Source organism: Bradyrhizobium sp. ARR65, from assembly GCF_000472385.1.
In the GTDB taxonomy this organism is placed as follows: Bacteria; Pseudomonadota; Alphaproteobacteria; order Rhizobiales; family Xanthobacteraceae; genus Bradyrhizobium.
On sequence record NZ_AWZU01000001.1, the window covers coordinates 335,437 to 361,909 of the forward strand.

Annotated in this window: 23 protein-coding genes; 14 read left to right on the plus strand and 9 right to left on the minus strand. The window is 63.8% G+C overall.

The window, feature by feature from the left end; genetic code table 11:
* The first annotated feature begins 151 nt into the window (after window positions 1-151).
* Window positions 152-1,741 (plus strand): phosphoglycerate dehydrogenase, encoded by a 1,590-nt coding sequence (serA, locus tag F758_RS0101720; protein WP_024506224.1) that lies wholly within the window; start codon window positions 152-154, stop codon window positions 1,739-1,741.
* A 409-nt stretch (window positions 1,742-2,150) separates the two neighbouring features.
* Window positions 2,151-4,040: an ATP-dependent zinc metalloprotease FtsH gene (gene ftsH / locus F758_RS0101725; protein WP_024506225.1), complete on the plus strand. Its 1,890-nt coding sequence runs from the start codon at window positions 2,151-2,153 to the stop codon at window positions 4,038-4,040.
* A 503-nt stretch (window positions 4,041-4,543) separates the two neighbouring features.
* Here the strand turns inward: ftsH and F758_RS0101730 are convergent.
* Both F758_RS0101730 and F758_RS0101735 read right to left on the minus strand, forming a co-directional pair.
* The gene (locus F758_RS0101730; protein WP_157449815.1) at window positions 4,544-4,876 is read right to left on the minus strand and encodes a hypothetical protein; all 333 of its coding nucleotides are present in this window, start codon (window positions 4,874-4,876) and stop codon (window positions 4,544-4,546) included.
* Window positions 4,877-5,505: 629 nt separating this feature from the next.
* Window positions 5,506-6,549 carry a C-terminal binding protein gene (locus F758_RS0101735; RefSeq protein ID WP_024506227.1) on the minus strand — a complete coding sequence of 348 codons (1,044 nt, stop codon included), beginning with the start codon at window positions 6,547-6,549 and terminating at the stop codon, window positions 5,506-5,508.
* Between the two features lie 347 nt (window positions 6,550-6,896).
* On the opposite strand from F758_RS0101735, the gene F758_RS0101740 reads away from it, so the two are divergent.
* Window positions 6,897-8,582: a methyl-accepting chemotaxis protein gene (locus tag F758_RS0101740; RefSeq protein ID WP_024506228.1), complete on the plus strand. Its 1,686-nt coding sequence runs from the start codon at window positions 6,897-6,899 to the stop codon at window positions 8,580-8,582.
* Between the two features lie 103 nt (window positions 8,583-8,685).
* On the opposite strand, the gene F758_RS0101745 is transcribed toward F758_RS0101740, so the two are convergent.
* Both F758_RS0101745 and F758_RS0101750 read right to left on the minus strand, forming a co-directional pair.
* The gene (locus tag F758_RS0101745; RefSeq protein ID WP_024506229.1) at window positions 8,686-9,612 is read right to left on the minus strand and encodes a DMT family transporter; all 927 of its coding nucleotides are present in this window, start codon (window positions 9,610-9,612) and stop codon (window positions 8,686-8,688) included.
* Between the two features lie 7 nt (window positions 9,613-9,619).
* The gene (locus tag F758_RS0101750) at window positions 9,620-10,549 is read right to left on the minus strand and encodes a DMT family transporter (RefSeq protein WP_024506230.1); all 930 of its coding nucleotides are present in this window, start codon (window positions 10,547-10,549) and stop codon (window positions 9,620-9,622) included.
* A 702-nt stretch (window positions 10,550-11,251) separates the two neighbouring features.
* On the opposite strand from F758_RS0101750, the gene F758_RS0101760 reads away from it, so the two are divergent.
* The 4 genes from F758_RS0101760 to F758_RS0101775 all read left to right on the plus strand — a co-directional run bounded on the left by F758_RS0101760 (window position 11,252) and on the right by F758_RS0101775 (window position 15,374).
* On the plus strand, window positions 11,252-12,544 hold the full coding sequence (locus F758_RS0101760) for an adenylosuccinate synthase (RefSeq protein WP_024506232.1): 1,293 nt from the start codon (window positions 11,252-11,254) through the stop codon (window positions 12,542-12,544).
* Window positions 12,545-12,580: 36 nt separating this feature from the next.
* Window positions 12,581-14,191 (plus strand): hypothetical protein, encoded by a 1,611-nt coding sequence (locus tag F758_RS0101765; RefSeq protein ID WP_024506233.1) that lies wholly within the window; start codon window positions 12,581-12,583, stop codon window positions 14,189-14,191.
* Window positions 14,192-14,244: 53 nt separating this feature from the next.
* Window positions 14,245-14,667, plus strand: a complete 423-nt coding sequence (locus F758_RS0101770; RefSeq protein ID WP_024506234.1) for a DUF5413 family protein — start codon at window positions 14,245-14,247, stop codon at window positions 14,665-14,667.
* 167 nt (window positions 14,668-14,834) lie between these two features.
* Window positions 14,835-15,374 (plus strand): DUF4112 domain-containing protein, encoded by a 540-nt coding sequence (locus F758_RS0101775; protein ID WP_024506235.1) that lies wholly within the window; start codon window positions 14,835-14,837, stop codon window positions 15,372-15,374.
* Between the two features lie 174 nt (window positions 15,375-15,548).
* On the opposite strand, the gene F758_RS0101780 is transcribed toward F758_RS0101775, so the two are convergent.
* From F758_RS0101780 to F758_RS0101800, 5 genes are all read right to left on the minus strand, one after another.
* A complete protein-coding gene (locus tag F758_RS0101780; protein WP_024506236.1) occupies window positions 15,549-15,842 on the minus strand; it encodes a hypothetical protein in 294 nt (97 codons plus the stop codon).
* 209 nt (window positions 15,843-16,051) lie between these two features.
* Window positions 16,052-16,216, minus strand: coding sequence for a DUF3309 family protein (locus F758_RS43140; protein WP_084305040.1), 165 nt, complete (start codon window positions 16,214-16,216; stop codon window positions 16,052-16,054).
* 196 nt (window positions 16,217-16,412) lie between these two features.
* The gene (gene msrB, locus F758_RS0101790; protein ID WP_024506237.1) at window positions 16,413-16,823 is read right to left on the minus strand and encodes a peptide-methionine (R)-S-oxide reductase MsrB; all 411 of its coding nucleotides are present in this window, start codon (window positions 16,821-16,823) and stop codon (window positions 16,413-16,415) included.
* Window positions 16,824-17,037: 214 nt separating this feature from the next.
* A complete protein-coding gene (msrA, locus tag F758_RS0101795; RefSeq protein WP_024506238.1) occupies window positions 17,038-17,748 on the minus strand; it encodes a peptide-methionine (S)-S-oxide reductase MsrA in 711 nt (236 codons plus the stop codon).
* A gap of 302 nt (window positions 17,749-18,050) precedes the next feature.
* Entirely contained in the window at window positions 18,051-19,166 is a 1,116-nt protein-coding gene (locus F758_RS0101800) for an ATP-dependent DNA helicase (protein ID WP_024506239.1), read from the minus strand.
* Window positions 19,167-19,355: 189 nt separating this feature from the next.
* On the opposite strand from F758_RS0101800, the gene F758_RS0101805 reads away from it, so the two are divergent.
* The 7 genes from F758_RS0101805 (at window position 19,356) to F758_RS0101835 (ending at window position 26,372) form a co-directional block, all read left to right on the plus strand.
* The gene (locus F758_RS0101805; protein ID WP_024506240.1) at window positions 19,356-20,570 is read left to right on the plus strand and encodes an LLM class flavin-dependent oxidoreductase; all 1,215 of its coding nucleotides are present in this window, start codon (window positions 19,356-19,358) and stop codon (window positions 20,568-20,570) included.
* Between the two features lie 430 nt (window positions 20,571-21,000).
* On the plus strand, window positions 21,001-21,951 hold the full coding sequence (locus F758_RS0101810) for a sulfonate ABC transporter substrate-binding protein (RefSeq protein WP_024506241.1): 951 nt from the start codon (window positions 21,001-21,003) through the stop codon (window positions 21,949-21,951).
* Window positions 21,952-21,983: 32 nt separating this feature from the next.
* Window positions 21,984-22,937 carry a sulfonate ABC transporter substrate-binding protein gene (locus F758_RS0101815; protein WP_024506242.1) on the plus strand — a complete coding sequence of 318 codons (954 nt, stop codon included), beginning with the start codon at window positions 21,984-21,986 and terminating at the stop codon, window positions 22,935-22,937.
* A 2-nt stretch (window positions 22,938-22,939) separates the two neighbouring features.
* Window positions 22,940-24,112, plus strand: coding sequence for an FMNH2-dependent alkanesulfonate monooxygenase (ssuD, locus tag F758_RS0101820; protein WP_024506243.1), 1,173 nt, complete (start codon window positions 22,940-22,942; stop codon window positions 24,110-24,112).
* The gene (ssuC, locus tag F758_RS0101825; protein WP_024506244.1) at window positions 24,109-24,915 is read left to right on the plus strand and encodes an aliphatic sulfonate ABC transporter permease SsuC; all 807 of its coding nucleotides are present in this window, start codon (window positions 24,109-24,111) and stop codon (window positions 24,913-24,915) included. Before ssuD ends, ssuC begins: the two co-directional genes overlap by 4 nt.
* Before the next feature lie 10 nt (window positions 24,916-24,925).
* The gene (locus tag F758_RS0101830) at window positions 24,926-25,786 is read left to right on the plus strand and encodes an ATP-binding cassette domain-containing protein (protein WP_024506245.1); all 861 of its coding nucleotides are present in this window, start codon (window positions 24,926-24,928) and stop codon (window positions 25,784-25,786) included.
* 7 nt (window positions 25,787-25,793) lie between these two features.
* Window positions 25,794-26,372 carry a flavin reductase family protein gene (locus tag F758_RS0101835; protein WP_024506246.1) on the plus strand — a complete coding sequence of 193 codons (579 nt, stop codon included), beginning with the start codon at window positions 25,794-25,796 and terminating at the stop codon, window positions 26,370-26,372.
* The last annotated feature ends 101 nt before the right edge of the window (window positions 26,373-26,473 follow it).

Below are 26,473 nucleotides of genomic sequence, written 5' to 3' on the forward strand. Positions count from 1 at the left end.
GGGCGGGCGACTTGTCCGCCGTAGCTCAAAGAGCGAAGGCGGAAGCCGACCCGGGACCCATAACCACCATCGGGAGTATGGGTCCCGGCGCTTTGCGCAAGTGGCGCTTCGGCCGGGACGACGGATTTAATCCATTCTCAGGATCACACCCATGTCCAAACCCAAAGTTCTCATTTCCGACGCCCTCTCGCCCGCCGCCGTGCAGATCTTCAAAGACCGCGGCGTCGAGGTCGATTTCCAGCCCAACCTCGGCAAGGACAAGGACAAGCTCGCCGAGATCATCGGCCACTATGACGGCCTCGCCATCCGCTCCGCCACCAAGGCCACCGCCAAGATCATCGAGCGCGCCAAGAAGCTCAAGGTGATCGGCCGCGCCGGCATCGGCGTCGACAATGTCGAGATCCCGGCCGCCACGGCAAAGGGCATCATCGTGATGAACACGCCGTTCGGCAATTCGATCACGACCGCCGAGCACGCCATCACCCTGATGCTGGCCTTGGCGCGCGAAATCCCGCAGGCCGACGCCTCCACGCAGGCCGGCAAATGGGAGAAGAACCGCTTCATGGGCGTCGAGATCACCGGCAAGGTGCTGGGCATCATCGGCTGCGGCAATATTGGCTCGATCGTCGCCGACCGCGCCATGGGTCTGCGCATGAAGGTGATCGCCTACGATCCGTTCCTGTCGCCGGAGCGCGCGGTGGATCTCGGGGTCGACAAGGTCGATCTCGACGAATTGTTGAGGCGCGCCGATTTCATCACCCTGCACACTCCACTCACCGACAAGACCCGGAATATCATCGACGCGGCCGCGATCGCCAAGATGAAGAAGGGCGTGCGCATCATCAACTGTGCACGCGGCGGCCTGGTTGATGAGCAGGCGCTCGCCGATGCGCTCAACTCCAAGCATGTCGCGGGCGCGGCCTTGGACGTCTTCAGCGAGGAGCCGGCGACCAAGAACGTGCTGTTCGGCCATCCCAACGTGATCTGCACGCCGCATCTCGGCGCCTCCACCACCGAGGCGCAGGAGAATGTCGCGCTGCAGATCGCCGAACAGATGTCGGATTATCTGCTCACCGGCGCGATCTCCAACGCCATCAATTTCCCGTCGATCACGGCGGAAGAGGCGCCGAAGCTGAAGCCGTTCATCGAACTCGCCGAAAAGCTCGGCTCTTTCGCCGGCCAGCTCACCGAGACCGGCATCCGCAAGGTCGAGATTACCTATGAGGGTCACGTCGCCGAGATGAAGATCAAGGCGCTGACCTCTGCTGTGCTCGCCGGCCTGCTGCGGCCGATGCTGGGCGAGGTCAATGTCGTCTCCGCGCCCGTTGTTGCCAAGGAGCGCGGGATGATCGTGGACGAGGTCGTGCGCGCGGCGCAAAGCGATTATGAGAGCCTCATCACGGTTACTGTTGCCACCGAGCGGCAGCAGCGCTCGGTGTCGGGCACGGTGTATCACGACGGCAAGCCGCGTCTGGTCGATGTCAAGGGCATCCGGATCGATGCCGAATTCGGCAAGTCGATGATCTATGTCACCAACGAGGACAAGCCGGGCTTCATCGGCAAGTTCGCAAGCCTGCTGGGCGACGCCAAGATCAACATCGCGACGTTCCATCTCGGCCGCACGGCGCCGGGCGGCGATGCCATCGCCCTGGTCGAGGTCGACGGCGCGGTGCCGGCGGAGTTGCTCGGCAAGGTGCAGGCCCTGCCGCAGGTCAAGCAGGCCAAGGCGCTGGCGTTTTAGTCAGGATACTCGCCGGCCATAGCAATCTCGCTCGTCATGCCCGGGCTTGACCCGGGCTGAAGCCCCCTCGGCGAGGCAAGGCCCGGGCATTCACGATTGCCCCTCGTCATTCCGGGGCGATGCGAAGCATCGAACCCGGAATCTCGAGATTCCGGGTCTGCGCTTCGCGCATCCCGGAATGACGGGTAATACGGCGGTGGCCGGGACAAGCACGGACATAACCGCGCTCTTGCGCACCGGCTCGCGATCGAGCCGCACTCATTTGCGTTGATGACCGCCCAAGCGACGTGCTGGGCGGTCCTTTTTATGCCTTGCAGCCGTTGATCCAGAGCAAATGCCGGGAACCGCAGCCTGCTAGCAAGGTTTATACTTATGGCCCGGTGTGCGGGCTTAGCAGGCGGAGCACGAGATGAAATCGGACCCCTCCCAGCGCAAACAGGCCATTGCGATGGGGTACATCTTCGCCGCCGGCATCGGCATGCTGGTGCTGCAATGGTTGTTTACGACGTACAATACCGTTGAGACTATTCCCTATAGCCAGTTCGAGCAGCTCGTCAGCGCAGGCAAGGTCGCCGAAGTCGGCGTCGGGCAGGACACCATCACCGGCAAGTTGAAGGAGAACGAGAAGCTCCCGAGCGGCAAGTCGGCCTTCGTCACCGCGCGCGTCGATCCGGCGCTGGCCGAAAGACTCGCGGCCAAGGGCGTCGTCGTCAACGGCGTGCCCTCGGGCGGGCTGCTGCAGACCATCCTGTCCTGGGTGGTGCCCGCGCTGATGTTCTATCTGATCTGGATCTTCCTGTTCCGCCGCGTCGCCGAGCGCCAGGGCTTTGGCGGGCTGATGTCGATCGGTAAGTCGCGCGCCAAGGTCTATGTCGAGAAGGACACCAAGACCACCTTCGCCGATGTCGCCGGTGTCGAAGAGGCCAAGTTCGAATTGCAGGAAGTGGTGTCGTTCCTGAAGGATCCGAAGAGCTACGGCCGGCTGGGCGCGCATGTGCCCAAGGGCATTTTGCTGGTCGGCCCGCCCGGTACCGGCAAGACGCTGCTCGCGAAAGCGGTGGCCGGCGAGGCCGGCGTGCCGTTCTTCTCGATCTCCGGTTCCGAATTCGTGGAGATGTTCGTCGGCGTGGGCGCGGCGCGCGTGCGTGACCTGTTCCAGCAGGCGCGCGAGGCCGCGCCCTGCATCATCTTCATCGACGAGCTCGACGCCCTGGGACGCAGCCGCACGTCCGGCGCGCTCGGCGGCTATGACGAGAAGGAGCAGACGCTGAACCAGCTACTCGCCGAACTCGACGGTTTCGATCCCTCGACCGGCGTGATCCTGCTCGCCGCCACCAACCGGCCGGAAATCCTTGATCCCGCCTTGCTGCGCGCCGGCCGCTTCGACCGACAGGTGCTGGTCGATCGTCCGGACAAGAGCGGCCGCATCGCCATTCTGAGAGTGCATATCCGCAAGATCAAGGTTGCCATCGACGTCGATATCGACAAGATCGCGAGCCTCACCGCCGGCTTCACCGGCGCCGACCTCGCCAACCTGATCAACGAGGCGGCGATCGCGGCGACCCGACGCCGGGCCGACCAGGTCTCGTTCGACGATTTCACCCTGGCCATCGAGCGCATCGTTGCCGGCGTCGAGAAGAAGAGCAGGGTGCTTGGCAAGGAGGAGCGCCGGCGTGTCGCCTATCACGAGATGGGGCATGCGCTTGTGGCCGCGAACCTCCCCGGGGTCGATCCGGTGCAGAAAGTCTCGATCATTCCGCGCGGCGTCGGCGCCCTTGGCTACACCATGCAGCGGCCGACCGAAGACCGTTTCCTGTTGTCGGCGAGCGAATTGAAGAACCGCATTGCGGTGCTGATGGGAGGGCGCGCATCGGAGCAACTCATCTATGACGGCGACGTCTCGACCGGAGCCGCCGATGATTTGCAGCGCGCAACCGAAATCGCGCTGGAGATGGTCACCAAATATGGCATGGACGCCACCATCGGCCAGCGCACCTACGCACCGCGGCCGCAGACGTTTATCCAGGCCGCGCAGGATCAACTCGTCAGCGCCGCCGAAGCGACGGGGCGCGAAATCGATCTCGCGGTGCGCGGCTTGATCGAGGACGCGGATAGACGCGCCCGCTCGATCCTGGAGTCACATCGCAATGATCTCGAAGCCGGCGTCCAGCTCTTGATCGCGAAGGAAACGCTGACGGTCGACGATTTTCCTCCGCTGCGGGGCATCCCGCCGAAGGAGACCCTCGCCGAGCGCACTGGCGAGGCTTGGCGTCCGCGCGAGCCGGCCCCGGCGCAATGATCGCAAGGCTCTCCTGCCGGGTTCGCCATGCTTGTGGCGCCCGGATCGAGCGAAGCCGCTACGCGTGGCCGCCACTCCCGCGGCGAATTAGACCATCGGATTCACCTATGCGAATGCTGGAACCCGCCAAAGGTAAGATGATGGTGGAAGGTCCGCTTCGTCCGTGTGGCGGATCGCCCCCGAACGGCCTCAGCATCCGCCCCCACACAGAATGCTGAGGTCGTTTTCGTGGCTTTTCGGCCGCCGGGCCGTTGGAGGGCGACCGTTCTGGCCGTGCCTGACGGTTCTGCTCACGCAACTCCCGCGCGTGGAGGGGACCGATTAACACAGTTGGCTACAGTCGTGAGCGCATGAAGCGCAAGCGGGCGTGGTCAGGCTCGACGCGTGTCGTCCGGAACCGTCGCGCGTCGAGCCGCTGTTTCGACAGGTGGGCGGCTTGGTCTGAGAATAACCCCGCTTCGCGTCTCGCGCCGATCAATCGATGCGCATCTCATTCCAGAGGCTCAGCGTCCGCGGCGCCTGTTTGCAGGTCCTGTGAACTCGGCACGTGCTTTCTCCAGGCCGTCCACACGCCCGGCGAGCGCGCCAATCTGGTCCGATAGCAGCTTTCGTTCGCCTTGTTCGGCCGATAGCTGTCGTTGCAGGTCGGCGACCTGCCCCTCGTCGCGTTGACGGGCGGACTGAAGGTCGTTCACTGCTTGTTGGAGCGAAGCCAACGTCTGTTTTGTCTCGTCATGCGCCGGAGGCTGCTCGGTGGATTGATTTGCAGCCACGGTCGGAGAATTTTTCTCGGCACGGTTGCTCGCCCAAAACAATGCGCCGCCGATGACCAGCAAGATGACGACCAAGACCCATGGAAGGACCCTGCGCTGTCGCGCCGGTCCGCCTTCATCGTGGTCCGCGCCGAAGAGATCACTCATCCCGCCAACAAGTCAGGCATATGAAAATCGTTCCGTCGATTTCGAGATGGTGAGCGCCCGGACTCAGGTGCCGCGTGCACGGCAATCTTGCTTGCCAGCGGCCGTTGCATTTCTTCGTCGCGTTGCACGCTCTGGCTGCATCGTAACAAAACGTGATGGTCGCAGCGGGAACTCGCATCTGCACTTCTGAATAGATCACCCGATTATCGAGAGGGATCCTGCCGATCACCGTTGCAGGGTCGTCCGATCGTTCGCAACGTCGGCGCGAGTGAGGGCGCTTGCGTCGATTCCTCAGTCGGAAGCTGGAAACCGTGACCGCGGAAGCCGCATCGGCTGCCGCTTGTCCTGGGGATCCTGCCGCTTGTGCTAGGGCTCGTCGATTTAACGAGCAGTTGCCGAGCTGAGCGAATCGAGGGAAGTCGCGCCCGACTTCGAGCGTCATTGCGAGCGCAAGCGAAGCACTCCAGACCTTCTTTGCCGATGCGGTCTGGAGTGCTGCGGTCTGGAGTGCTTCGTCGCCTTGCTCCTCGCAATGACGGGATGCTCTAGCTATTGGGTCCGCGGTCCATGCTGATGGGCTGCCAGCGCCGGAGTTTCGTGTTCTGCAGCACCGCGGGGTTGACGCAGCTCACCGGCCACATGCCCTGCAAGACCAGCGACAATTCGTAGCCGACCCGGCGCTTGCGCGCTTCATCGAAGCGCGCGGAGGCGGAAGCGACGTGCGCGGTCAGCGTGACGTTCTCCTTCCGCAGCAGCGGATTGTTATGCGAGGGCGGCTCCTTCTCCAGCACATCGAGTGCGGCATGCGCGATCCAGCCCTCCTGCAGCGCCTTGATCAGCGCCTCCTCATTCACGGTGGCGCCGCGGCCGGTGTTGATGAAGATCGCGTTTTTCTTCATTTGCCTGAAATGCTGCTCGTTCAGCATATGATGCACTTCGGGACGGGCCGGGGCGTGCATCGAGACGAAATCGGATTGCGACAGCACCTCCGACAGCGTCGCAGGCATCACGCCGTGATCGTACATCAACGTTTCCTGGATGAAGGGATCGAAGGCCATCATGCGCAATCCGAACGGCGCGGCACGTTTTGCCACCGCGCGCGCCACCCGCCCGAAGGAGATGAAGCCAAGCGTCTGTCCCATCAGCCGCGGGATCTTGAGCAGCGCCGGCCGGCCTTCGCTCCAGCGGCCTTCGCGTACCATCTTGTCCTGCTCGACGAGGCGGCGAAAGCCGGCAAGCAGCAGCATCATGGCGTGATCGGCGACCTCCTCGATGAACGTGTCCGGAATGTTGGTGACGGGAATGCCGCGCGCAGTCGCGGCTTTCACATCGACACTGTCGACGCCGACGCTGCCGAGCGTGATGACTTTGCAGTTCTCGAGCGCATCGATGATGGCCTTGGTGATCGGCATGCCCTTGGCGTAGATGGCGTCGGCGCTCTTCGCCGCGGCGATGAATTCGGTCTCATTGGCCGGTGCCTCGACGATCTCCGCGCCGATCGGCTCGAGCGCTTCCATTTCGTAACCGTAGCCGCCGCCGGCAACCGTGAAACTCGCGCCTTTCGGCGTCACCACCTTGAACTTTGCCATCGCTTGCTCCCGAATGTCCGCTCCCGGCGGCCCTCTTTCTTATCGCGCCATCAAAGCATGACCGGACGCGGTTCGACTAGGCTCTGCGGATGCATGGCGTCCCGCAAATTGCGGCAAGCGGCGGTGCCTGGGCGAAAGATCGCGACGGATCGCCGTCAGCAGTCGCGATCCCGAGGGGATGCGTGCGTGCGCCTGACACTCGCAATTTGCTTGGCCATCTCACACTTACCCGCACTTCTACGGAGCGGCGCGTAACTGAGCGCTAAGGGATTTCACTCTATCGTGAGCGAAATCTTTCAATTTCTACTCAATTTTTCCACGCGCCGAAAATTGCTGGGGGCATATCCGTGAAGCTGAACAATCTGAAGATCGCACCCAAGCTAGGTATTCTGGTGGGGCTCACCTTGTTTGGCCTCTGCGTTGCCGGCGCGCTGGCTCTCTATCTGGTGCGGCAGGAAATGCTGAATGCACGCGTCGAGCAGATGCATTCGATCGTCGACATGGCGCGCAACCTGGCGCTCGGCCTGCAGAAGGACGTCGAGGCCGGCAAGCTCACCAAGGAGCAGGGGATCGCGGAATTTGGCCGTCGCGCGAACACGCTGACCTACAACAATGGCAGCGGCTACCTGTTCGGCACGACCTTCGACGGCATCACGGTGCTCTCGCCGAACCCGAAGGATATCGGCCAGAACCGCGGTGACGTCGTCGTCAATGGCAGGAATATCGGCAAGGAATGGCGCGACGGCGTCATGGCCAAGGGCGAGCACACGCTCTTTTACGACTATGTGAAGCCGGGTGAGCAGAAGCCGATCCGCAAGATGGGCTATGCGGTCGCCATCCCCGGCTGGAATATGTATGTCGGCACCGGGGTCTATCTCGACGATCTCGATGCCAAGCTGGCGCCGGTCGCCTGGCTGCTCGGCCTGTCCATTCTCGGCATTGCCCTGGTTGGCGGTAGCATCGCCTGGCTGATCGGCCGCAGCATCAGTCGTCCGCTCAATCTGCTGGGTGCGCGGATGCGCGCGCTCGCCGACGGCAAGCTCGATGGCGACATTCCGGGCGTCGGCCGCGGCGACGAGGTCGGCGCCATGGCCGCGACCGTGCAGATCTTCAAGGACAACGCGGTGCGCGTGCACGAGCTGGAAGAGGCGGAAGCCGATACGCGCTCGCGCGCGGCGGCCGAGCGGCGCGCGGCGATGGAAGAGCTCGCCAATGACTTCGAGCGCAGCGTCAACGGCATCGTCCGTTCGGTTTCGAGCGCCGCAACGGGCATGCAGAGCACCGCGCAATCGATGACCTCGACCGCAAGCGATGCCAGCGCGCGGGCCGCGACGGTGAGCGCGGCCTCGCAAAATGCCTCCAACAATGTCAGCACGGTGGCCGCCGCGGCGGAGGAGCTGTCGAGCTCGGTGGCCGAGATTTCCCGCCAGGTCACCCGCTCCAGCGAGATCGCCAGCAAGGCGGTGGGCGATGCCGAGCGCACCAATGCCACCGTGCAGGTGCTCTCGACCGGGGCGGAAAAGATCGGCGAGGTGGTCAAGCTGATCCACTCGATCGCCGCGCAGACCAACCTGCTGGCGCTGAACGCCACCATCGAGGCGGCGCGTGCCGGCGAATCCGGCCGCGGCTTTGCGGTGGTCGCCTCGGAGGTCAAGGCGCTGGCGAACCAGACCGCGAAAGCGACCGAAGAGATTTCAGCGCAGGTCGCGGCCATGCAGCAGTCGACCAGCGACGCCGTCGATGCGATCACCGGCATCACCCAGACCATCGCCCAGATGAACGAGATCACGGTCAGCATTTCGGCGGCCATCGAGGAGCAGGGCGCCGCAACGCGGGAGATCGCGCGCAACATCCAGTCGGTCGCGGAGGGATCGAGCGAGATCAACGCTCATATCGGCGGCGTCACTTCGGCGGCGGCCGCCACCGGCACGGCGGCCTCCGACGTGCTCGCCAACGCCCGCGAGCTCGACAACCAATCGGGCATGCTGCGCAGCGCGGTCGATGGCTTCCTCGCCAAGGTCCGCGCCGCTTAAGCTGGACTGTTTCGCCTGCAGCGGATTCCCAACATCACCGTCACCTCCGCGCAAATGGCGTGAGCCGTTTGCGCAGGCACGACGGGTTGAGATGAGTGCCGCGCTACGGCCGGCCCGATCCCTGCCGGGATGCGATGATCACGCCGGCGAGCACCAGCGCGTAGCCGATGAGGTGAAACAGCCGCAAGCTTTCGCCGAGCAGCAGGATCGCCATCGCCGAGCCGAACACTGGCATCAGGTGAAAGAACGGCGCGGCCCGGTTCGGCCCGATCAGCGCAATGCCGCGATTGAAGAAGAGATAGGCCAGCGTCGAGGGAAAGATCACGACATAGCCGACGGTGGCGAGTGTCAGCGCATCGAGTGTGAGAGCGGATCCGGTCCAGGATTCCCAGACCGCGAACGGCAGCAACATGGCGGCGCCGCAGCCGGTGGTGAAGGCGATCAGCGACAATTGATGGGTCACCGGTCGCTTCGTCATCAGCGCCGAATAGAGGCCGAAGGCGAACAGCGAGCTTGCGAACATCACATCGCCCTTGTTGAGGCGAATGCTTGCAAGCGCGGAAAAATCGCCGCGCAGGATGATGGTGATCACGCCGAGCAGCGAGATGACGATGCCGGCGAGTTGCGCCCTGGTCAGGCGAACGCCGAACAGGAGCAGCGACCACAACGCGACGAATAATGGCCCGGCGGACTGGATCAACAAGGCGTTCAACGCCTGCGTATACTGCATGGCCCAGTAGGAAACCGCGTTGTTGAAGGCAAAGCCGGTCGCCGACAACAGCAGCATCAAGGGCAGGTTCTTGCGCAGGGCAGGCCAGTCGCGCCGCAAATGCGGCTTGGCGAACGGCAGCAGGATCAGGAAGACGCCGATCCAGCGGATGCAGGACAGCGTCAGCGGCGGAACGTGGCCCGCGACATAGCGTGCAAGCACGATGTTGCCGGCCCAAAACAGCGAGGTCAGGCTGAGCAGGAGATAGGGCTGGTTGTTGAGCCAGCTCAGCGGTGAATGTGATTTGGCTTCGGCGGGCAATGTGGCGCTATTTGTGCTGCCTGCGCGAGGCCACGAACACGCCGGTCAAGACCAGCGCAAAGCCCACGACATGGAAGGGCTGCGGGTGTTCGCCGAGGAAAACGATCGCCATCACCGAGCCGAACACCGGTACGACGTGAAAGAAAGGCGCGGCGCGGTTGGCGCCGATCAGCTCAATACCGCGGTTGAAGCAGAGATAGGCAAGCGTCGAGGGAAACACGGCGACATAGAGCACTGACAGCAAGTTGGCCATGTTGAGCGCCATGGGCGCGCGCGAGGCCAATTCCCAGATCAGCAAGGGGATGAGGCAGAGCGCGCCGCAGCCAAACGTAAAGGCCACGAACGACAGGCCGTGAATCGCCGGACGCTTCAGGGTCAGGACCGAATAGAAACCGAAGATCACCAGCGCGATGATGAAGATCACATCGCCCTTGTTCAATTGGATGTTGGCAATCGCGGTGAGATCGCCGCGCAGCAGGATCACCAGCACGCCGATCATCGAGAGCAGCACGCCCGCGGCCTGCGCGAGCGTCAACCGCGCGCCGAGCAGGACGAGCGACCACACCGCGACGATCAGCGGGCCGGCCGATTGCAAGAGCAACGTGTTCAGCGCCTGGGTGTATTCCAGCGCCCAATATTGCATGGTGTTGAAGGCGCCGATGCCGGTGACGGAGAGAATGATCATCACCGGAAGCTTGGCGCGGATGGCGGGCCAGTCGCGCACCAGGTGCTTCCGGGCAAAGGGAAGGATCAGCAGGAAGGCGAACCACCAGCGCAGGAACGACAGCGTCACCGGCGGAATGTGTCCGGCCGCGAGCCGGCCGACAATGGCGTTGCCGGCCCAGCACAGCGCGGTGATGCTGAGCAAGAGATAAGGCTGGTTGGCAAGCCAGGAATGCGACGGGGCGGCGCGCGAGGTTCGCTCGGAGACAGACATCGAAGCGGGTGAGCCTTGGACTTCAAGACACGTCATGATGCCGCGGCCGCCGGCCCGGCATCGGCTGCCCGGCCGGAGCATGACCCGGCTCGCCTAAAGACACGGATTCTCGACTGGCGGCAATGGCGCCTGTCGCATCGCGACCATGCAGAGAGTTGCGCGGAGTGCTTTGCATGCGGCTGCGACTGCTCGCGATGCGACGGCCGCATCATGCGCGGGGACGAATGGAGCGAATCGGAAGAAGCGCCCACGCTTACTGACGCCGGGCGCGATCCTCATTCGGCGCGCGAGCCGAAACAGAACTGTCACATGCGCGCCCACCGCGTCACGGCGCGCGGCGCGGGCGAGCTGCCGGTCCGACCATCCGAGGGATGGCAGCGATGAAAGCTGATCGGGCCAAGGCCGCGAGCCCCGATTGCCCCTGGACGTCACGGCTATTGCCATGTTTCGGACACAAATTTTTAGGGGGATATCAAAGGCTTGGGAGCGAGGCCGAGGGTCGCCAGAGCCCCTTCTTGCTTGCGTCGCCTGCCTGCTTCCTTTATCCGGATGTCTGCACCCTTAAGCGAAGCGGCGCCGCAAGCCGCCGATTGGGCAGGGGGCATGATCACGGGCATGATCTGGAAAGATGGGTAGGGACCGTTTTTTCCGAAAAGCGACCGTGCTTGTGTGAGCGATGGTTTTAGAAGGAATAGTCCGCGAATGACCAATGTTGTCGTCGTCGGCGCCCAGTGGGGCGACGAAGGGAAGGGCAAGATCGTCGATTGGTTGTCGGAACAAGCCGACATCGTTGTGCGCTTCCAGGGCGGCCACAATGCCGGGCACACGCTGGTCATCAACGGCGAAACCTACAAGCTCGCGCTGTTGCCCTCCGGCGTGCTGCGGCCCCAGAAGCTGGCCGTGATCGGCAACGGCGTGGTGTTCGATCCGCAGGCTTTCCTCGACGAGGTCGAAAAGCTGAGAGGCCAGGGCGTGGCGGTGAGCCCGGATAATCTGCGGATTGCCGAGAACGTGACCCTCATCCTGCCGCTGCACCGTGAGCTCGATGCGCTTCGCGAATCCTCCAATACGGGAACCGCGATCGGCACCACGCGCCGTGGTATCGGCCCGGCCTATGAGGACAAGGTCGGCCGCCGCGCGATCCGGCTGATGGATCTCGCCGATCTCGATACGCTGCCGCACAAGATCGACCGTCTGCTCGCCCATCACAATGCGCTGCGGCGCGGGCTGAATTTGCCCGAGTTCGACGGCAAGAACATCCTGCGCGAACTGAGCGCGATGGCGCCCAAGCTCCTGCCCTATGCCGAGACGGTCTGGCGGCTGCTGGATACCGAGCGGCGCGCCGGCAAGCGCATCCTGTTCGAGGGGGCACAGGGCGCCCTGCTCGATGTCGACCACGGCACTTACCCGTATGTCACCTCGTCCAATACGGTAGCGGCGCAGGCCGCGACCGGAACCGGCATGGGCCCGGGCGGGGTCGGCTACGTCCTCGGGATCTGCAAGGCCTACACGACCCGGGTCGGCCAGGGGCCGTTTCCGACCGAGCTCACGAATGAGATCGGTGAAGAGATCGGCCGCAGGGGCCGCGAGTTCGGCGTCAATACCGGCCGCAAGCGACGCACCGGCTGGTTCGATGCCGTGCTGGTACGCCAGACCGTGCTGACCTGCGGCATCAACGGGCTGGCACTCACAAAGCTCGACATTCTCGACGGCTTCGACACCATCGAGGTCTGTACCGGGTATAAACTGGATGGCAAGGAGATCGACCACCTGCCGGCGGGCGAGGGCGCGCAGGCCCGTGTGGTGCCGATCTACGAGACCATCGAGGGCTGGAAGCAGCCGACCGCCAAGGCGCGTTCCTGGGCGGATCTGCCGGCACAGGCGATCAAATATGTGCGGCGGGTCGAGGAATTGGTGGGTTGCCCGATCGCCCTGCTTTCCACCAGCCCCGAACGCGAAGATACTATCTTGGTACAGAATCCATTTGAGGCTTAACGAGCTATTTCCGGGACGTGCGCATAGTTAACGAAAATGGCTGACTATTACCCGCTCATCGCCCGTGCCGTTGCCGGATTGGACCCCAATGCCCCCGGCGAGAGCCGTCGCGCGCTATACGAGCGGGCCCGCGCCGCCCTGATCGCGCAGCTACGCAGCGTTGAGCCGCCGCTCAGCGAATCGGAGATCACCCGCGAGCGGCTGTCGCTGGAAGAGGCGGTGCGCAAGGTGGAGTCCGAGGCCGCCCAGCGTGCCCGCGATGCGGCGCGCGGCGTCACCTCGCGTCCCGCCGATCCATCGCGCCGTAGCAACGGGCGCTCCGCCGCGGAGGTGCCGCAAGCCGGCGCACCCGCGCCAGGCGCGCCAAACGCGGCACGGCCGCGTCCGGCCGCGCCACCGCCGCCGTCGGCGCGCAACGACCGGCCGCCGCTCGGGCTAGAGGAGCGCGCCGGGGCGCCAGACCAGCAGCGGCCCCGCAGCGGACGCGCCGAGGCGCCGCCGCCACCGCCGATTCCCGGCCGGTCGCAACCGCCATCGCCAGATGCTCAAGTGCAGCCGCTGCGAGAGCGGGCGGGCGCAGCACCGCGCCGTGGCGCCGACAACGGCGCCAACCAGCCGGGCGTGCGCGGTTTCCGCGATATCACCGCCGACGTCGATGATCTCGGCCGCGCCGCCGCGCAGGCCAGCCGCGCCGCGCGTAAGACCTACGCCAACGTGCCCTCGCCCTCATCGGAGTTCGACCGCATCGAGCCCAGCATGGACGATCGCGGCGGCGAAGAGGAGCCTCCCTATCCCTATGACGAGTCGGCGGAGGACGCTGATCGCTACGGGCCCGCGCGCGCGCGTGGCGGCGCCGACGCAGAACCAAAGCGCGTCCGCGCCGGCTCCATGTTCCCGTTCAAGACGGCGATCGCCATCGGCATCGTGCTGATCCTGGTCGGCGCGGGAATCCTGTGGGGCAAGTCCGCGGTGACCATGGTGAGCGGGCTGCTGAAGTCCTCCCCCACGCAAACCGCCGAAACGGCGAAGGACACCTCCGCGCCGGCGGTCAAGCCGAAGATCACCGATCGCGTCGGTCAGCCTTCAACTGAGCAGGCGGTTGCGCCGGTGGCGCAGCGCGTCGTGCTCTATGACGAGGATCCGTCCGATCCCAAGGGCAAGCAATATGTCGGCACGGTGGTCTGGCGCACCGAGCCGATCAAGGCGTCCGGCAGTCAGCCCGGCGACCTCGCCGTGCGCGCGGACATCGAAGTACCCGACCGCAAGTTCAAGATGACGATGTCGTTCCGCCGCAACACCGATTCGTCCTTGCCGGCGAGCCACACGGCCGAGCTCACCTTCATCCTGCCGCCGGACTTTTCGGGCGGCGGCGTTTCCAATGTGCCCGGCATTCTGATGAAGTCCAATGAGCAGGCGCGCGGCACGCCGCTCGCGGGCCTTGCGGTGAAGGTCACCGACGGCTTCTTCCTGGTCGGCCTGTCCAATGTCGATGCCGACCGCTCGCGCAATGTCCAGCTCTTGAAGGAGCGCTCCTGGTTCGACGTGCCGCTGGTCTACACCAACCAGCGCCGCGCCATCATCGCGATCGAAAAAGGCCCGCCCGGCGAGCGCGCCTTCAATGATGCCTTTGCGGCATGGGGAGAGTGAGCGCGAGGTCAACGCTTCGCGCCGTCCGGCTATGAGAGGCGCCAGAGGCGAGCATGAAGCGCTATGTGATCTTCGCGTTGGTCGGTCCGTTCTTCGGCGGGTTCTGGCTTTTGCTGACCACCACGCTGATGTCCGGCTACCTGCATCAGGCAGGTTACGCCGAGGTGGGCAAGCTCATCGCGGTGTTCTTCAAGTCGCTGCAATTCAGTTACCTGTTCGGTATCCTGCCGTCGCTGATGCTGGGTGCAGTCGACGACATTCTCTGGCACGTCAAGCGGATCAGACCGGCTCTGCGCGTGCTTCTCGTGGGCTTGATCGGCTTTGTGGCCGCGGAATTGATGTACGGCTCGCGCGGTCCCGACTCCGGCCTGCTGCAGTTCATCATGTATGGCCTGGTCGGTTTCATTCCCGCGACGATCTCGTCCGCGCTGGCCTATAAATTTGCCGATGATCAAGAAGCGGTCGCTTCCGCGTGAGTAGATCATGATCCGATTAGACGGAATCGGATCATGATCTCATCTCTTTGTTTGAGCATGATCTTTTCGGAAAACCGGTTTCCACTTTTCCGGATCATGCCCCCAATGTCAGCAGCTTGCGCGCGCTCCGGTAGGCAACCCCGGCAACAGCAATGCGTTACAATTCCATGACCATCCACGACCGTGACATTCATGCCCGACGCCATGGGACATCGCAGCGGACCTCGCGCGCAACCTTCACGGAAGCCGAGGCGCGCGGCCCGATCATCGACCAGGAGGGACAGGAGATTCCGCCGGAATCGCTGCGCGACGGATTTCGCGAGTTCCGGTTCGATTTCTCGACCGCCAATCCGTTCGGCAATTTGTCGCGTGAGCAGCGCCTGGCGCGGCTGGAGGCGATCGCAAAGCTGCTCGACGTCGCCTTCATCCTGCCCGGGACCAAGGTCCGCTACGGCATCGACGGCATCATCGGCCTGATCCCGGTGGTCGGCGATATCATCGCGACCGCGCTATCGCTATGGCTGGTGCGCGAGGCGCGAGCGCTGGGCGCGCCCTGGCACATCACCGCGCGGATGCTGGGCAATGTCGCCATCCAGGGCGTGGTCGGTACCGTCCCGGTGGCCGGCGATGCCTTCGACGTGCTGTTCCGCGCCAATATGCGCAATGCGCGGCTGCTGCGCCGCTGGCTCGAGCGGCAGCCTCATTGAGGCGTTAGACTAGCGCCGATTTTGTCCCGTCATCGTGAGAAGCCGCGCAGCGGCGTCAGCGACAAAGGCAAAGCCGTTTGCGCGGGGGGGTGGCGGTGATGCAGAGATGACAGGGCCCCAAAAGAAAAACGCCCCCGGACATCAGTCCGAGGGCGTGGTGCAAACTGGTTGCTCTTACGCGGCGTCCTTGTCGCCGTCGGCGGAGGCGGCAGCACGCTTGCGGCGCGGCAGCGGGAATGCGTCGCTCTCATAGAGCGAGCGGATGCCGCTCTGGTCGAAGCGCGCTTCCTCGACCTGCAGGTAGGCACCGTTCAACGAATCCGCCGGCAATTCCTCCATCGCAAAGCGAACAGCTTCTGCCGCGGTGCCGAAGCGACGATAGGTGAAGCCAGCCCGTTTCTTCTTGCGGATCGCAGCGGGAAAAAGTTCGGCGGCGGTGTTGAAGTTGAACGGACGCATAGGACGCATGGTCGAGGACCTCTTGATCTTTTTGGCGCTCGGAGCGGTTGGGGATGAATGGCGGTCAAGCCGCGACCAGCGGCGCACCGCGCGTGTCGTTTCGGCTCCTAATATAGGCTTTCTTGACAGAATTGCGAATCCAGAAAGACCAAGAAATGAATCGCACTCCGGTGACCTGGATCAGAAATGTGCAGGAAATGTCAGTATCTTAGCCGGGATTATAGCTTGCCCAGCAACAACAGGGCGACAAGCACGACCAAAACAACCGTGCCGAGCCCAATTCCGGAATGACCCATGCCATAGCCATACCCGCCAAAGCGGCCGCTGATGCCACCGACCAGGTAGATGACGACCAAGATGATCAGGATCAATCCAAGGGACATCGGGCCCTCCCGTCCGGCGACCGAATCCGCTCGTCCGCCGTGCGCGCCCAGCGAATTGTGGCAGCAAAGCACATTCCCGCACGCGGTTCCAAGCGGAACCGAAGACGGGAAGGCTGTCTGGGATTTCGTCTCGCCGCGCGATCCGACTTCACCTCTCGAGTGGCGAGAGGTGAAGGTAAAGGTGGTGGCCGCGCGATTAGCGCGGCTTCAATTTCAGCGCGGCTGAATTAATGCAGTAACGCAGGCCGGTCGGGCCAGGGCCGTCATTGAAGACATGGCCGAGATGCCCGCTGCACTTCGAGCACAGCACTTCGGTGCGGACCATGCCGTGACTGTAATCGGTTTCCTCGTCGACATGGCTCTCGGCAGCGGGCTGAGTAAAGCTCGGCCAGCCGCAGCCGGAATCGAACTTGGCGTCGGATTCGAACAGCGTCTGGCCGCAACCGGCGCAGATATAGGTGCCCGGTCGATGTTCATGCTCATATTCACCCGAAAACGGCCGCTCGGTCGCCTTCTCGCGCAGCACCGCGTACTGCATCGGCGTCAGCTCGCGCCGCCATTGCTCTTCGCTCTTGATGATTTTTTCTGAGGTTTTGGTGTCGGACATGGAATCTCCTGATCTAAACAAGTCGAAGCGAGCGCCATCCGCCAACCCGTGATCCTGAGGAGGCGCGTGAGCGCCGTCTCGAAGGATGAACGCCCCGCTGCAACCACCCGGGCCGTCGCCCTACGAGGCCGCTACGTGACGGTACCTTCCGCGACAAACGGCAAAGCCGTTTGCGCGGGGGGGGGGTGATGGTTGGGAGCCCGTTCGGCGAGAGCTAGTTGGAAACGCTGCGCACCAGCGTGGGCTTCTCCTGATAGTTCTCGGCAAAGATCCTCTTCAGGTTCTCGATCTTCGGTAAGTCGTTATAGGCGATATAGGGCTGGTTCGGGTGCAGTGTCAGGTAGTCCTGGTGATACGCCTCGGCCGGATAGAAACCCTGCAGCGCTCCGATCTTGGTCACGATGGGCTTTGGATAGACCTTGGCGGCATCGAGCTGGGCGATATAGGCCTCGGCCACCTTCTTCTGCGCATCCGTGGTGGTGAAGATTGCCGAACGATATTGGCTGCCAGTGTCCGGGCCCTGGCGGTTGAGCTGGGTCGGATCATGCACGACCGAGAAGAATATCTGCAGGATCTTGCCATAGGAGATCTCTCTCGGGTCGTACTTGACCTGGACCGATTCGGCATGCCCGGTCGTGCCGGTCGAGACCAAGTCATACTGGGCATTCGCCTTGCTGCCGCCGGCATAGCCGGAGACCGCGCTGACCACGCCCTTGGTGTGCTGGAACACGCCCTGCACGCCCCAGAAGCAGCCGCCCGACAGCACGACGCTCTGAACGCCCTCGGAGGCCGGCAAGTCGGTCGCGGGGGCGGGAATCACCACCGCGTCTTCAGCGGCAAGCGCAGGGGAGAGGACGAAGGCGGTGATCGCCAGCGCGCCGATCGCGCCGCAAAGCGAAAGACGAGTGAATGAGCTTGTCCGCATGGCGTATCCTCTTAGGGCCAAGGTTTGAGGATCCGTCGGCAGTTTAGCCGAGCCCGTGGCTCTCACAACCGCCGACTGGCTCCCCAGTCAGCCAAAATACGAGGCCGGAGGCGTCTCGTTACAGGGGCGCGGACACGACTGCGTGAACGGAGGAGCTTCGAATTCCTGCTGCTGTCATTCTGGGGCGGTGCGTAAGCACCGAACTCGGATGTGCAATTGCACATCCGAGAATCCCGAGAGTCCCCGCCGCGCAATTGCGCCTAAGCTTCGCGCTAACACGCGCCCGGGAATGACGGTGCGCGTCACACCACCACGCTCAGCCGCTTGGCCGCCCGCGTGATCCCCGTATAGAGCCAGCGCGCGCGGCTGTCCTGGAAGGCAAAACTCTCGTCGAACAGCACCACGTCGTTCCACTGCGAGCCCTGTGACTTGTGCACGGTGAGCACATAGCCGTAATCGAACTCGTCATAGGGCTTGCGCTGCTCCCACGGGATTGTCTCGATGCCGCCCTCGAAGCAATCCTGGCGCACCGAGACTTTCGTCACCTTGTGGCCGAACTCTTCGTCCGGCATCACCCGCATGGTCAGGATCTTGGAGGTCGCGCGCGGTGTCGTGCGCGACTTCACCCGCCACAGCCCGCCATTGAACAGCCCCTTCTTGCGGTTGTTGCGCAGGCAGACCAGCTTGTCGCCGGCTACGGGAAACTTGTCTTCGATGTTCTGGCGCTGCCGCATCCGCATGTTGTACGCGCGGCGCGTGTTGTTGCGCCCGACCAGCACCTGGTCGGCTTCCATCACCCGCTCGGGATCGAGCTCCTTGCGTGACACCACCTCGCTGTCGCCAAAGCTGCCGAATTCGAGCGAGCGGCCCTCGCGCACATCCATCGACATCCGCACGATCGGATCGTCCTGCGCCTGGCGATGCACCTCGGTCAACATGGCGTCCGGCTCGGCATCCGTGAAGAAGCCGCCGCCCTGTATCGGCGGCAATTGCGCGGGGTCTCCGAGCACGAGCAGCGGACAATCGAACGATAACAGATCCCGGCCCAGATCGGCGTCGACCATGGAGCATTCGTCGATCACGATCAGCCTTGCTTTGGAGGCCGGCGCATCGTCCCAGAGCTCGAAGCTCGGCTGCTCCTCGCCGCTTTCGCGCGCGCGATAGATCAGCGAGTGAATGGTGGAGGCGCCTTCGCAGCCCTTGTTGCGCATCACCAGCGCGGCCTTGCCGGTGAAGGCCGCGAATTTCACCTCGCCGTCGACCCCTTCAGCGATATGACGCGCCAGCGTGGTCTTGCCGGTTCCGGCAAAGCCGAACAGACGAAAGACCTGCGGCGTGCCGGCACGGCCCGGTTTCGCCTTCAGCCAATCGGCGACGGCTTTCAGCGCGGCATCCTGATGCGGGGTGAAGGTCGGCATGGGTCTTTTGAACGGGAGCGGGCGATCGAAGCTGTAATCCAGTCGCGAGCCGCAACCTAGTGATTTCGGCAGCCGGCGCAAGCATCTTCCACGATGCGGAATTGGGCGGACGTGGCGTCGGCTGGACTTGTCACCGCCCTCCGCTACACTTCTGCGCATAACAATAAAGACGTGCGGGAGAAACCGGTCATGAAGTTCGGCATCTTCTACGAGCTGCAATTGCCGCGGCCCTGGTCCGCGGGCGACGAACTCAAACTTTATCAGGACGCGCTGACGCAGCTCGAGACCGCCGACCGGCTCGGCTATGACTATGCCTGGGTGGTCGAGCATCATTTCCTCGAGGAATACTCGCACTCGCCGTCGCCGGAATCCTTTCTCGCCGCCGCAAGCCAGCGCACGCAAAACATCCGGCTCGGCCACGGCATCTTCCAGCTCACCACCAACCATCCGGCGCGTGTTGCAGAGCGCGTCGCCGTGCTTGACCTCCTAAGCCGCGGGCGGTGCGAATTCGGCATGGGCGAAAGCGCCTCCATCACCGAGCTCGAACCGTTCGGTCGCGACATGGAGATCAAGCGCGAGGTGTTCGAGGAAGCCGTGACCGCGATCTTTCCCATGTTCAGGGAGGGCGGAAGCGAGCATCACGGCAAGTATTTCGACATCCCCCTGCGCAACGTGGTGCCGAAGCCGGTGCAGAAGCCGCACCCGCCGCTGTGGATGGCCTGCTCGCAACTGCCGACGATCGAGCGCGCCGGGCGATGCGGCTTTGGCGCGCTCGGCTTCCAGTTCGTCAGCGCGGATGCGGCGCACGCCTGGGTCCATGCCTATTACAACGCGATCACGAAACGGCTGACGAAGCTCGCGGATTACGAGATCAATCCGAACATGGCGCTGGTGTCGTTCTTCATGTGCGCGAAGACCGACGAGGAAGCGCGCCGGCGTGCCGATGGCGCGACCTTCTTCCAGTTCGCGCTGCGCTACTATGGCGCCGCGCAGAACCGGCAGCGCCCGGCGCCGGGCACGGTGAACATGTGGGACGAGTACAACAAGTGGAAGCGCGATAATCCGCAGGCGCAGGAGCAGGCGTTGCGCGGCGGTCTGATCGGCTCGCCCGAGACGATCGCGAAGAAGCTGCGCCGCTTTCGCACCTCGCACATCGACCAGGTGATCCTGCTCAACCAGGCCGGAAAGAACAGCCATGAGCACATCTGCGAATCGCTGGATCTGTTCGCCAGGGAGGTGATGCCCGAGTTCAAGAGCGATCCCGAGCACGACGCCTGGAAACAAGCCGTGCTGAGCGGCGAACTTCAGCTCGAGGAGATCGATACCGAGGCGTTCACCGATCGCTATGGTAAACTCGCGCTGAACGTCGCGCCGCAACCGCCGAAGATCGCGGTGGGAGGGTAGCGCTTGGCTACTTGAAGCCAAGCGAAGTTGATCTAGACCCGTCATCCCCGCGCAAACGGCTAGGCCGTTTGTCGCTGGAGGCGCGAACGCAGTGAGCCCCGAAGGATGGACGGCCCCGCTGGCAGCCATCCGAGCCGTCGCCCTTCGAGGCTCGCTTTCGCGAGCCCCGCAGGGTGACGGATCAACCTCAGAGTCCGTTCGAGCAAACGCCATCGTGCTCTCGGAAGCTTGATCCCGCACCCGCCTTCACATTTGCGTGGTGAAAGATTTTGCCTGCACGCGCTCACCTTGCGAAAACAAACGCGATGCCGGCTGCCCGTACGAGAGTGCGGGCATCGTTATTTTTGCGCGCCGCTCGACAGCTTTTCGCGCCCGCACCATCATTTTCGGACATCGCATGCGAATACGCGCATGCGCGTCGGAGATGGTGATGAAGCGTCGGGACTTTCTTCAACTCGCATTGGGAACCGCGGTCGCAAGCGCATTTTCGGCGCGCGCGAGCGCTGATGCGGGCCCGAAGGAGATTCGTATCGGCTATCAGAAGAATGGTGTGCTGGTCATTGCGCGTGAGCGCGCGACCTTGGAAGGACATTTTGCCCCGCAAGGCATCGCGGTGAAATGGGTCGAATTTTCGTCGGGGCCGCCGATGATGGAGGCCATGAATGTCGGCAGCATCGATTACGGTGCGGTCGGCGATTCCCCGCCGGTCTTCGCCCAGGCCGCGGGTGCGGCCATCGTCTATGCCGCGGGCCAGCCGATCACCAATGGCCAGGGCATCCTCGTCCCCAAGGATTCCCCTATCCGCACGATCGCCGATTTGAAAGGCAAGCGCATCGGCTTCACCAAGGGGTCGAGTGCGCACAACATCGTAGTGCAGACGCTGGAAAAAGCCGGCTTGACCTATGGCGATATCACGCCGGTCTATCTGGCGCCCCCCGAGGCCGGGCCCGCCTTCGCCAATAGCAGTATTGACGCTTGGGCGATCTGGGATCCCTATTTCGCGATTGGCGAGACCCGGCAGCAGGGGCGCATCCTCGTCAATGCACGCGAGATCACCAAGACCAATTCCTTCTATATCGCCAATCGCGACTTCGCGAACAAGCACAGCTTGATCCTGCAGCAGATCATAGATGTGACCGCCTCGACCGCCGGATGGGCGGAAGCGCATCGCGAGCACGTGGCGAGGAGCCTGAGCGCCGTGACGGGCATTCCGCTCGACATCCAGACCGTCGCGGCCAATCGGTCGTCCTTCGCGATCGGACCGATGACCGACGATATCATCGCAACCCAGCAGGGCGTCGCCGACCGCTTCTTCAAGCTCGGCCTGATTCCGCGGCAGATCGCGGTACGCGACATTGTCTGGCGCAATCAGCAGACGTGATCGCCAGCCCCACAGCAACGCAAGGCAGCATCATGAAGCGCTTCGTAAAACGTTGGATCACGCGCGCCGTGCTCTCGGTGAGCCTTGTCGCGGCAACCGTCAGCGCGTCCTACGGTGAGGACAAGCTCGTTCGCATCGGCTACCAGAAATACGGCAAGCTGGTGCTTCTGAAAGGGCGCGGCACTCTGGAAGAGAAGCTCAGGCCGCTCGGCTACCAGGTGTCGTGGACCGAGTTTCCGTCCGGCCCGCCGCTGCTTGAAGCGCTCAATGTCGGCTCGATCGATTTCGGGATCGCCGGCGAGACGCCGCCGATCTTCGCCCAGGCTGCCGGCGCGCCGCTGGTCTACCTCGCTTATGATCCGCCGGCGCCGCGAGGCGAGGCGATCCTGGTGCCGAAGGATTCGAGCCTGAAATCGGTTGCCTATCTTCGCGGCAAGAAGGTCGCGCTGAACAAGGGCTCGAACGTTCATTATCTCCTGGTCAAGGCGCTGGAGCATGCCGGCCTTAAATACACCGACATCCAACCGGTGTTTCTGGCGCCGGCGGACGCGCTGGCCGCGTTCACGCGCGGCTCCGTCGATGCATGGGTGATCTGGGATCCCTATGAGGCCGCGGCCGAAGCCTCCACCGGCGCGCGAATCCTCGCCGATGGGACAGGCCTCGTCGCCAATCATCAGTTCTATTTTTCGTCGAAGAAATTCCTCGCCGAGAACGCCAGGGCCGTCGACGTCCTGCTCGAGGCGCTCAACGAGGCCGACGACTGGACCAAGAACCATATCGACGAAGTCGCAGCGCAATTGAGCCCGTCGGTCGGTTTGCCGGCACCGGTGCTCGCGACGTCGCTCCGGCGCGAATCCTACGGCATCCGGCCGATCAATGACGAGGTGATCGCAAGCCAGCAGCGCATCGCCGATACCTTTGTCGCGCTCGGCCTGCTGCCCAAGCCCGTCACCGTTTCCGATCTTCAGCGTAAGCAAGGTTCATGATTATGCCTGCCCAAAAGCCTTCCAAGGCCAACATCCTCTGGTTTCTCCCGACCCACGGCGATGGCCGCTATCTTGGTACCACGAGCGGCGGCCGCGAGGTCAACTTCAACTATCTGCGCCAGATCGCCCAGGCGGCGGACCAACTCGGCTATTACGGCGTGCTGCTGCCGACGGGGCGAAGCTGCGAGGATTCCTGGATCGTCGCCTCCGCGGTCGCGCCATTCACCGAGCGCCTGCGCTATCTCGTGGCGGTCCGGCCGGGGCTGCAATCGCCAAGCGTTGCGGCGCGAATGACCGCAACGCTCGACCGCATCTCCAACGGGCGGCTTCTGATCAACGTCGTCACCGGGGGTGATCCCGTCGAGAACAAGGGCGACGGCATCTTTCTTGCGCATGACGAACGCTACGCGGTCACCCGCGAATTCCTGCAGGTCTATGGTGACCTGCTCGCAGGCCAAACGGTCAATTTCGAAGGCAAGCACATCCGCATCCAGGATGGGCGGCTGTTGTTCCATCCGCTGCAGTCGCCGCGCCCGCCGCTTTATTTTGGCGGATCGTCCGACGCCGGCATCGATGTCGCGGTCGATACGGTCGACAAATACCTGACCTGGGGCGAGCCGCCGGCGCAGGTTGCGGACAAGATCGCCCGGGTGAAGGCCGTGGCGGAGAACCGCGGACGCAAGCTCTCTTTCGGCATTCGCCTGCATGTGATCGTGCGCGAAACCAATGCGGAAGCCTGGGCGGCCGCGGACGACCTGATCAAATATGTCACCGACGAGACGATCGCATCCGCGCAGAAGATCTTCTCGCGGATGGATTCGGTCGGCCAGCAACGCATGGCGCAATTGCACGGCGGCCGGCGCGACAAGCTCGAGATCAGCCCGAACCTTTGGGCCGGCGTCGGGCTCGTGCGCGGCGGAGCCGGTACCGCGCTGGTGGGCGATGCCGAGACGGTCGCGGCGCGGATCAGGGAGTATCAAGACATCGGCATCGATACTTTCATCCTGTCCGGCTATCCGCATCTGGAGGAGGCCTATCGTTTCGCGGAATTGGTGTTCCCACGGCTCGCCCTGGAGGAGGGCGGCAATGTCACGCCGCTTCGTGTCAACACCGGTCCGTTCGGCGAGACTATCGGCAACGAGTACCGGCCGGCTGTAGGGGCATCGCAGTCATGAGCCTGATCGACAGTCTCCCGCGCGTGCGCGCACTCAGGCTGCCGCGCGCTGACGGTTTTGTTCAATGGATCGTGCCGCTGGCGATTCTCGTCATTTGGCAGGCGGCGTGCAGTGCCGGCCTCGTGCCGACCCGCGTGCTGCCGGCCCCGAGCGATGTGGCCTTGGCGGGATGGAAGCTCGCGCGCTCCGGCGAGCTCGCGACCAACATCTGGGTCAGCTTCTGGCGCGCGGCCATCGGCTTTGTGATCGGCGGCGGCATCGGCTTTGCCTTTGGGCTGGCGAACGGCCTCTCGCAGCTCTCGAGCAAATTGAGCGACACGACCTTGCAGATGGTGCGCAACGTGCCGCATCTGGCGTTGATCCCGCTCGTGATCCTCTGGTTCGGCATCGACGAGACGGCGAAGATATTCCTGGTCGCGCTCGGCGTCTTCTTCCCGATCTACATCAACACGCTGCACGGCATCCGCACCGTCGATCCGCAGCTCATCGAGATGGGGCGCATCTACGGCATGTCGGATCGCGAATTGTTCACCCGCGTGATCTTCCCGGGCGCGCTGCCCTCGATCTTCGTCGGCATCCGCTTCGCACTCGGCATCATGTGGCTGACCCTGATCGTGGCGGAAACCATCGCCGCCTCCTCAGGACTCGGCTACATGGCGATGCAGGCGCGCGAGTTCATGCAGATCGACGTCGTCGTGCTGAGCATCCTGATCTACGCGGCTCTCGGCAAGCTCGCCGACAGCGCCTCGCGCCTGCTCGAGCGCTTGACGCTGTCCTGGCATCCGGCCTTCCAGAAACATTGAGAAAGTCCCCATGCAGGAAGCTCTACAATTTCGCGCTCCCGCTGAACCCTTGGATCGCACCGATCTGGTCGAGCAGGCGAGAGTCCTGCGGCACCCGCCGCATGGCTCGCGGCGCGGTCTGCCCCTGACCATCCGCGGCTTGCGCAAGTCATTCGGCGATCATGAGGTGCTGCGCGGCATCGACGTGCATATTCCCGCCGGGCAGTTCGTCGCCATTGTCGGCCGCAGCGGCTGCGGCAAGAGCACGCTGCTGCGGCTGATCGCGGGGCTGGAGAAAATCGACGCCGGCACCATCAGCTTCGGTGAGGCCGCGCGGCGCGAAGAGATTCGGGTGATGTTCCAGGAGCCGCGGCTGTTGCCCTGGGCACGGGTGCTCGCCAATGTCGAGGTCGGCCTCGGGCGCGAACGCAAAACGGCCGCCGCGCAAGCGCGGGCGGAACAGGCGCTCGCCGAAGTGGGGCTCGCGGAGAAGGGTGGCCAGTGGCCTGCGGTGCTGTCCGGCGGCCAGAAGCAGCGTGTCGCGTTGGCCCGGGCGCTGGTCGGTGATCCGCGCGTGCTCGCTTTCGACGAGCCGCTCGGCGCCCTCGATGCGCTGACGCGCATCTCGATGCAGCGGCTGCTGGAGCGGGTCTGGCGCGACCAGGGCTTTACCGCGATCCTAGTGACGCACGACGTCTCGGAGGCGGTGGCGCTCGCCGATCGCGTGCTGGTGATCGAGGACGGGCGGATCGCGCATGATATCGACGTAAACATGCACCGGCCGCGGCAACGCGGCTCTGCCGATCTGGCACGGCTCGAGGGCTCGATCCTGCGCGAGCTGCTCAAAAAAAGCGGCGATGAACAGTCCGCAGAGGATCAGTCTGTCTTGTGAGAATGCGATGAGCTCTGCCCAAATCATCAAGCTCGACCGCGAGGTCCACGCGCACGATTTCCGCACCGCGATGCGCCATCTCGTGGGAGGAGTCAGCGTGATCACGGTCGGGCAGGGAGCGGACGTGACCGGCATGACCGTTACCTCGGTGTCCTCGCTGTCGGTCGATCCGCCTTCGCTGATCGTTGCCGTCAACCGTGCGGCCTCGTCATGGCCGCTGCTCAAGCGGTACGGCTTCTTCGGCGTCAATATCCTCGCAGCCGATCAAACCGACATTGCCGAGCGATTTTCCGGCAAAGGCGGTCTGAAAGGCGCGGAACGTTTCGCCGGCGCCCGATGGGTGGCGCGCGCGCCGGGCGCGCCCCTGTTGGTCGGAGCACTGGCGGCGCTCGACTGCGAGGTTGAGGACATCATTGAGCGGCATTCCCACGGGATCGTCATCGGGCGCGTGCGTGACCTGCAGGTCGCCCCGCGAGGCTCGGCGCTCGCCTATTGGCACGGCGATTACGTTGCGATCGACCGCGACGAGGACATCGCCAAGCTTGCCGAAGTGAGCATCCCCGCGCCGCGACTGGGCAAGAGCTAGCGGCAGATATGCGTTCGGTTCGCCTCTCCTCGTGGGGGAGAGATGAGCCGGCTCTAGCCTTTCGTCAATCCGCCCTCTAAAAGCGCCTCATGAACTCCCGG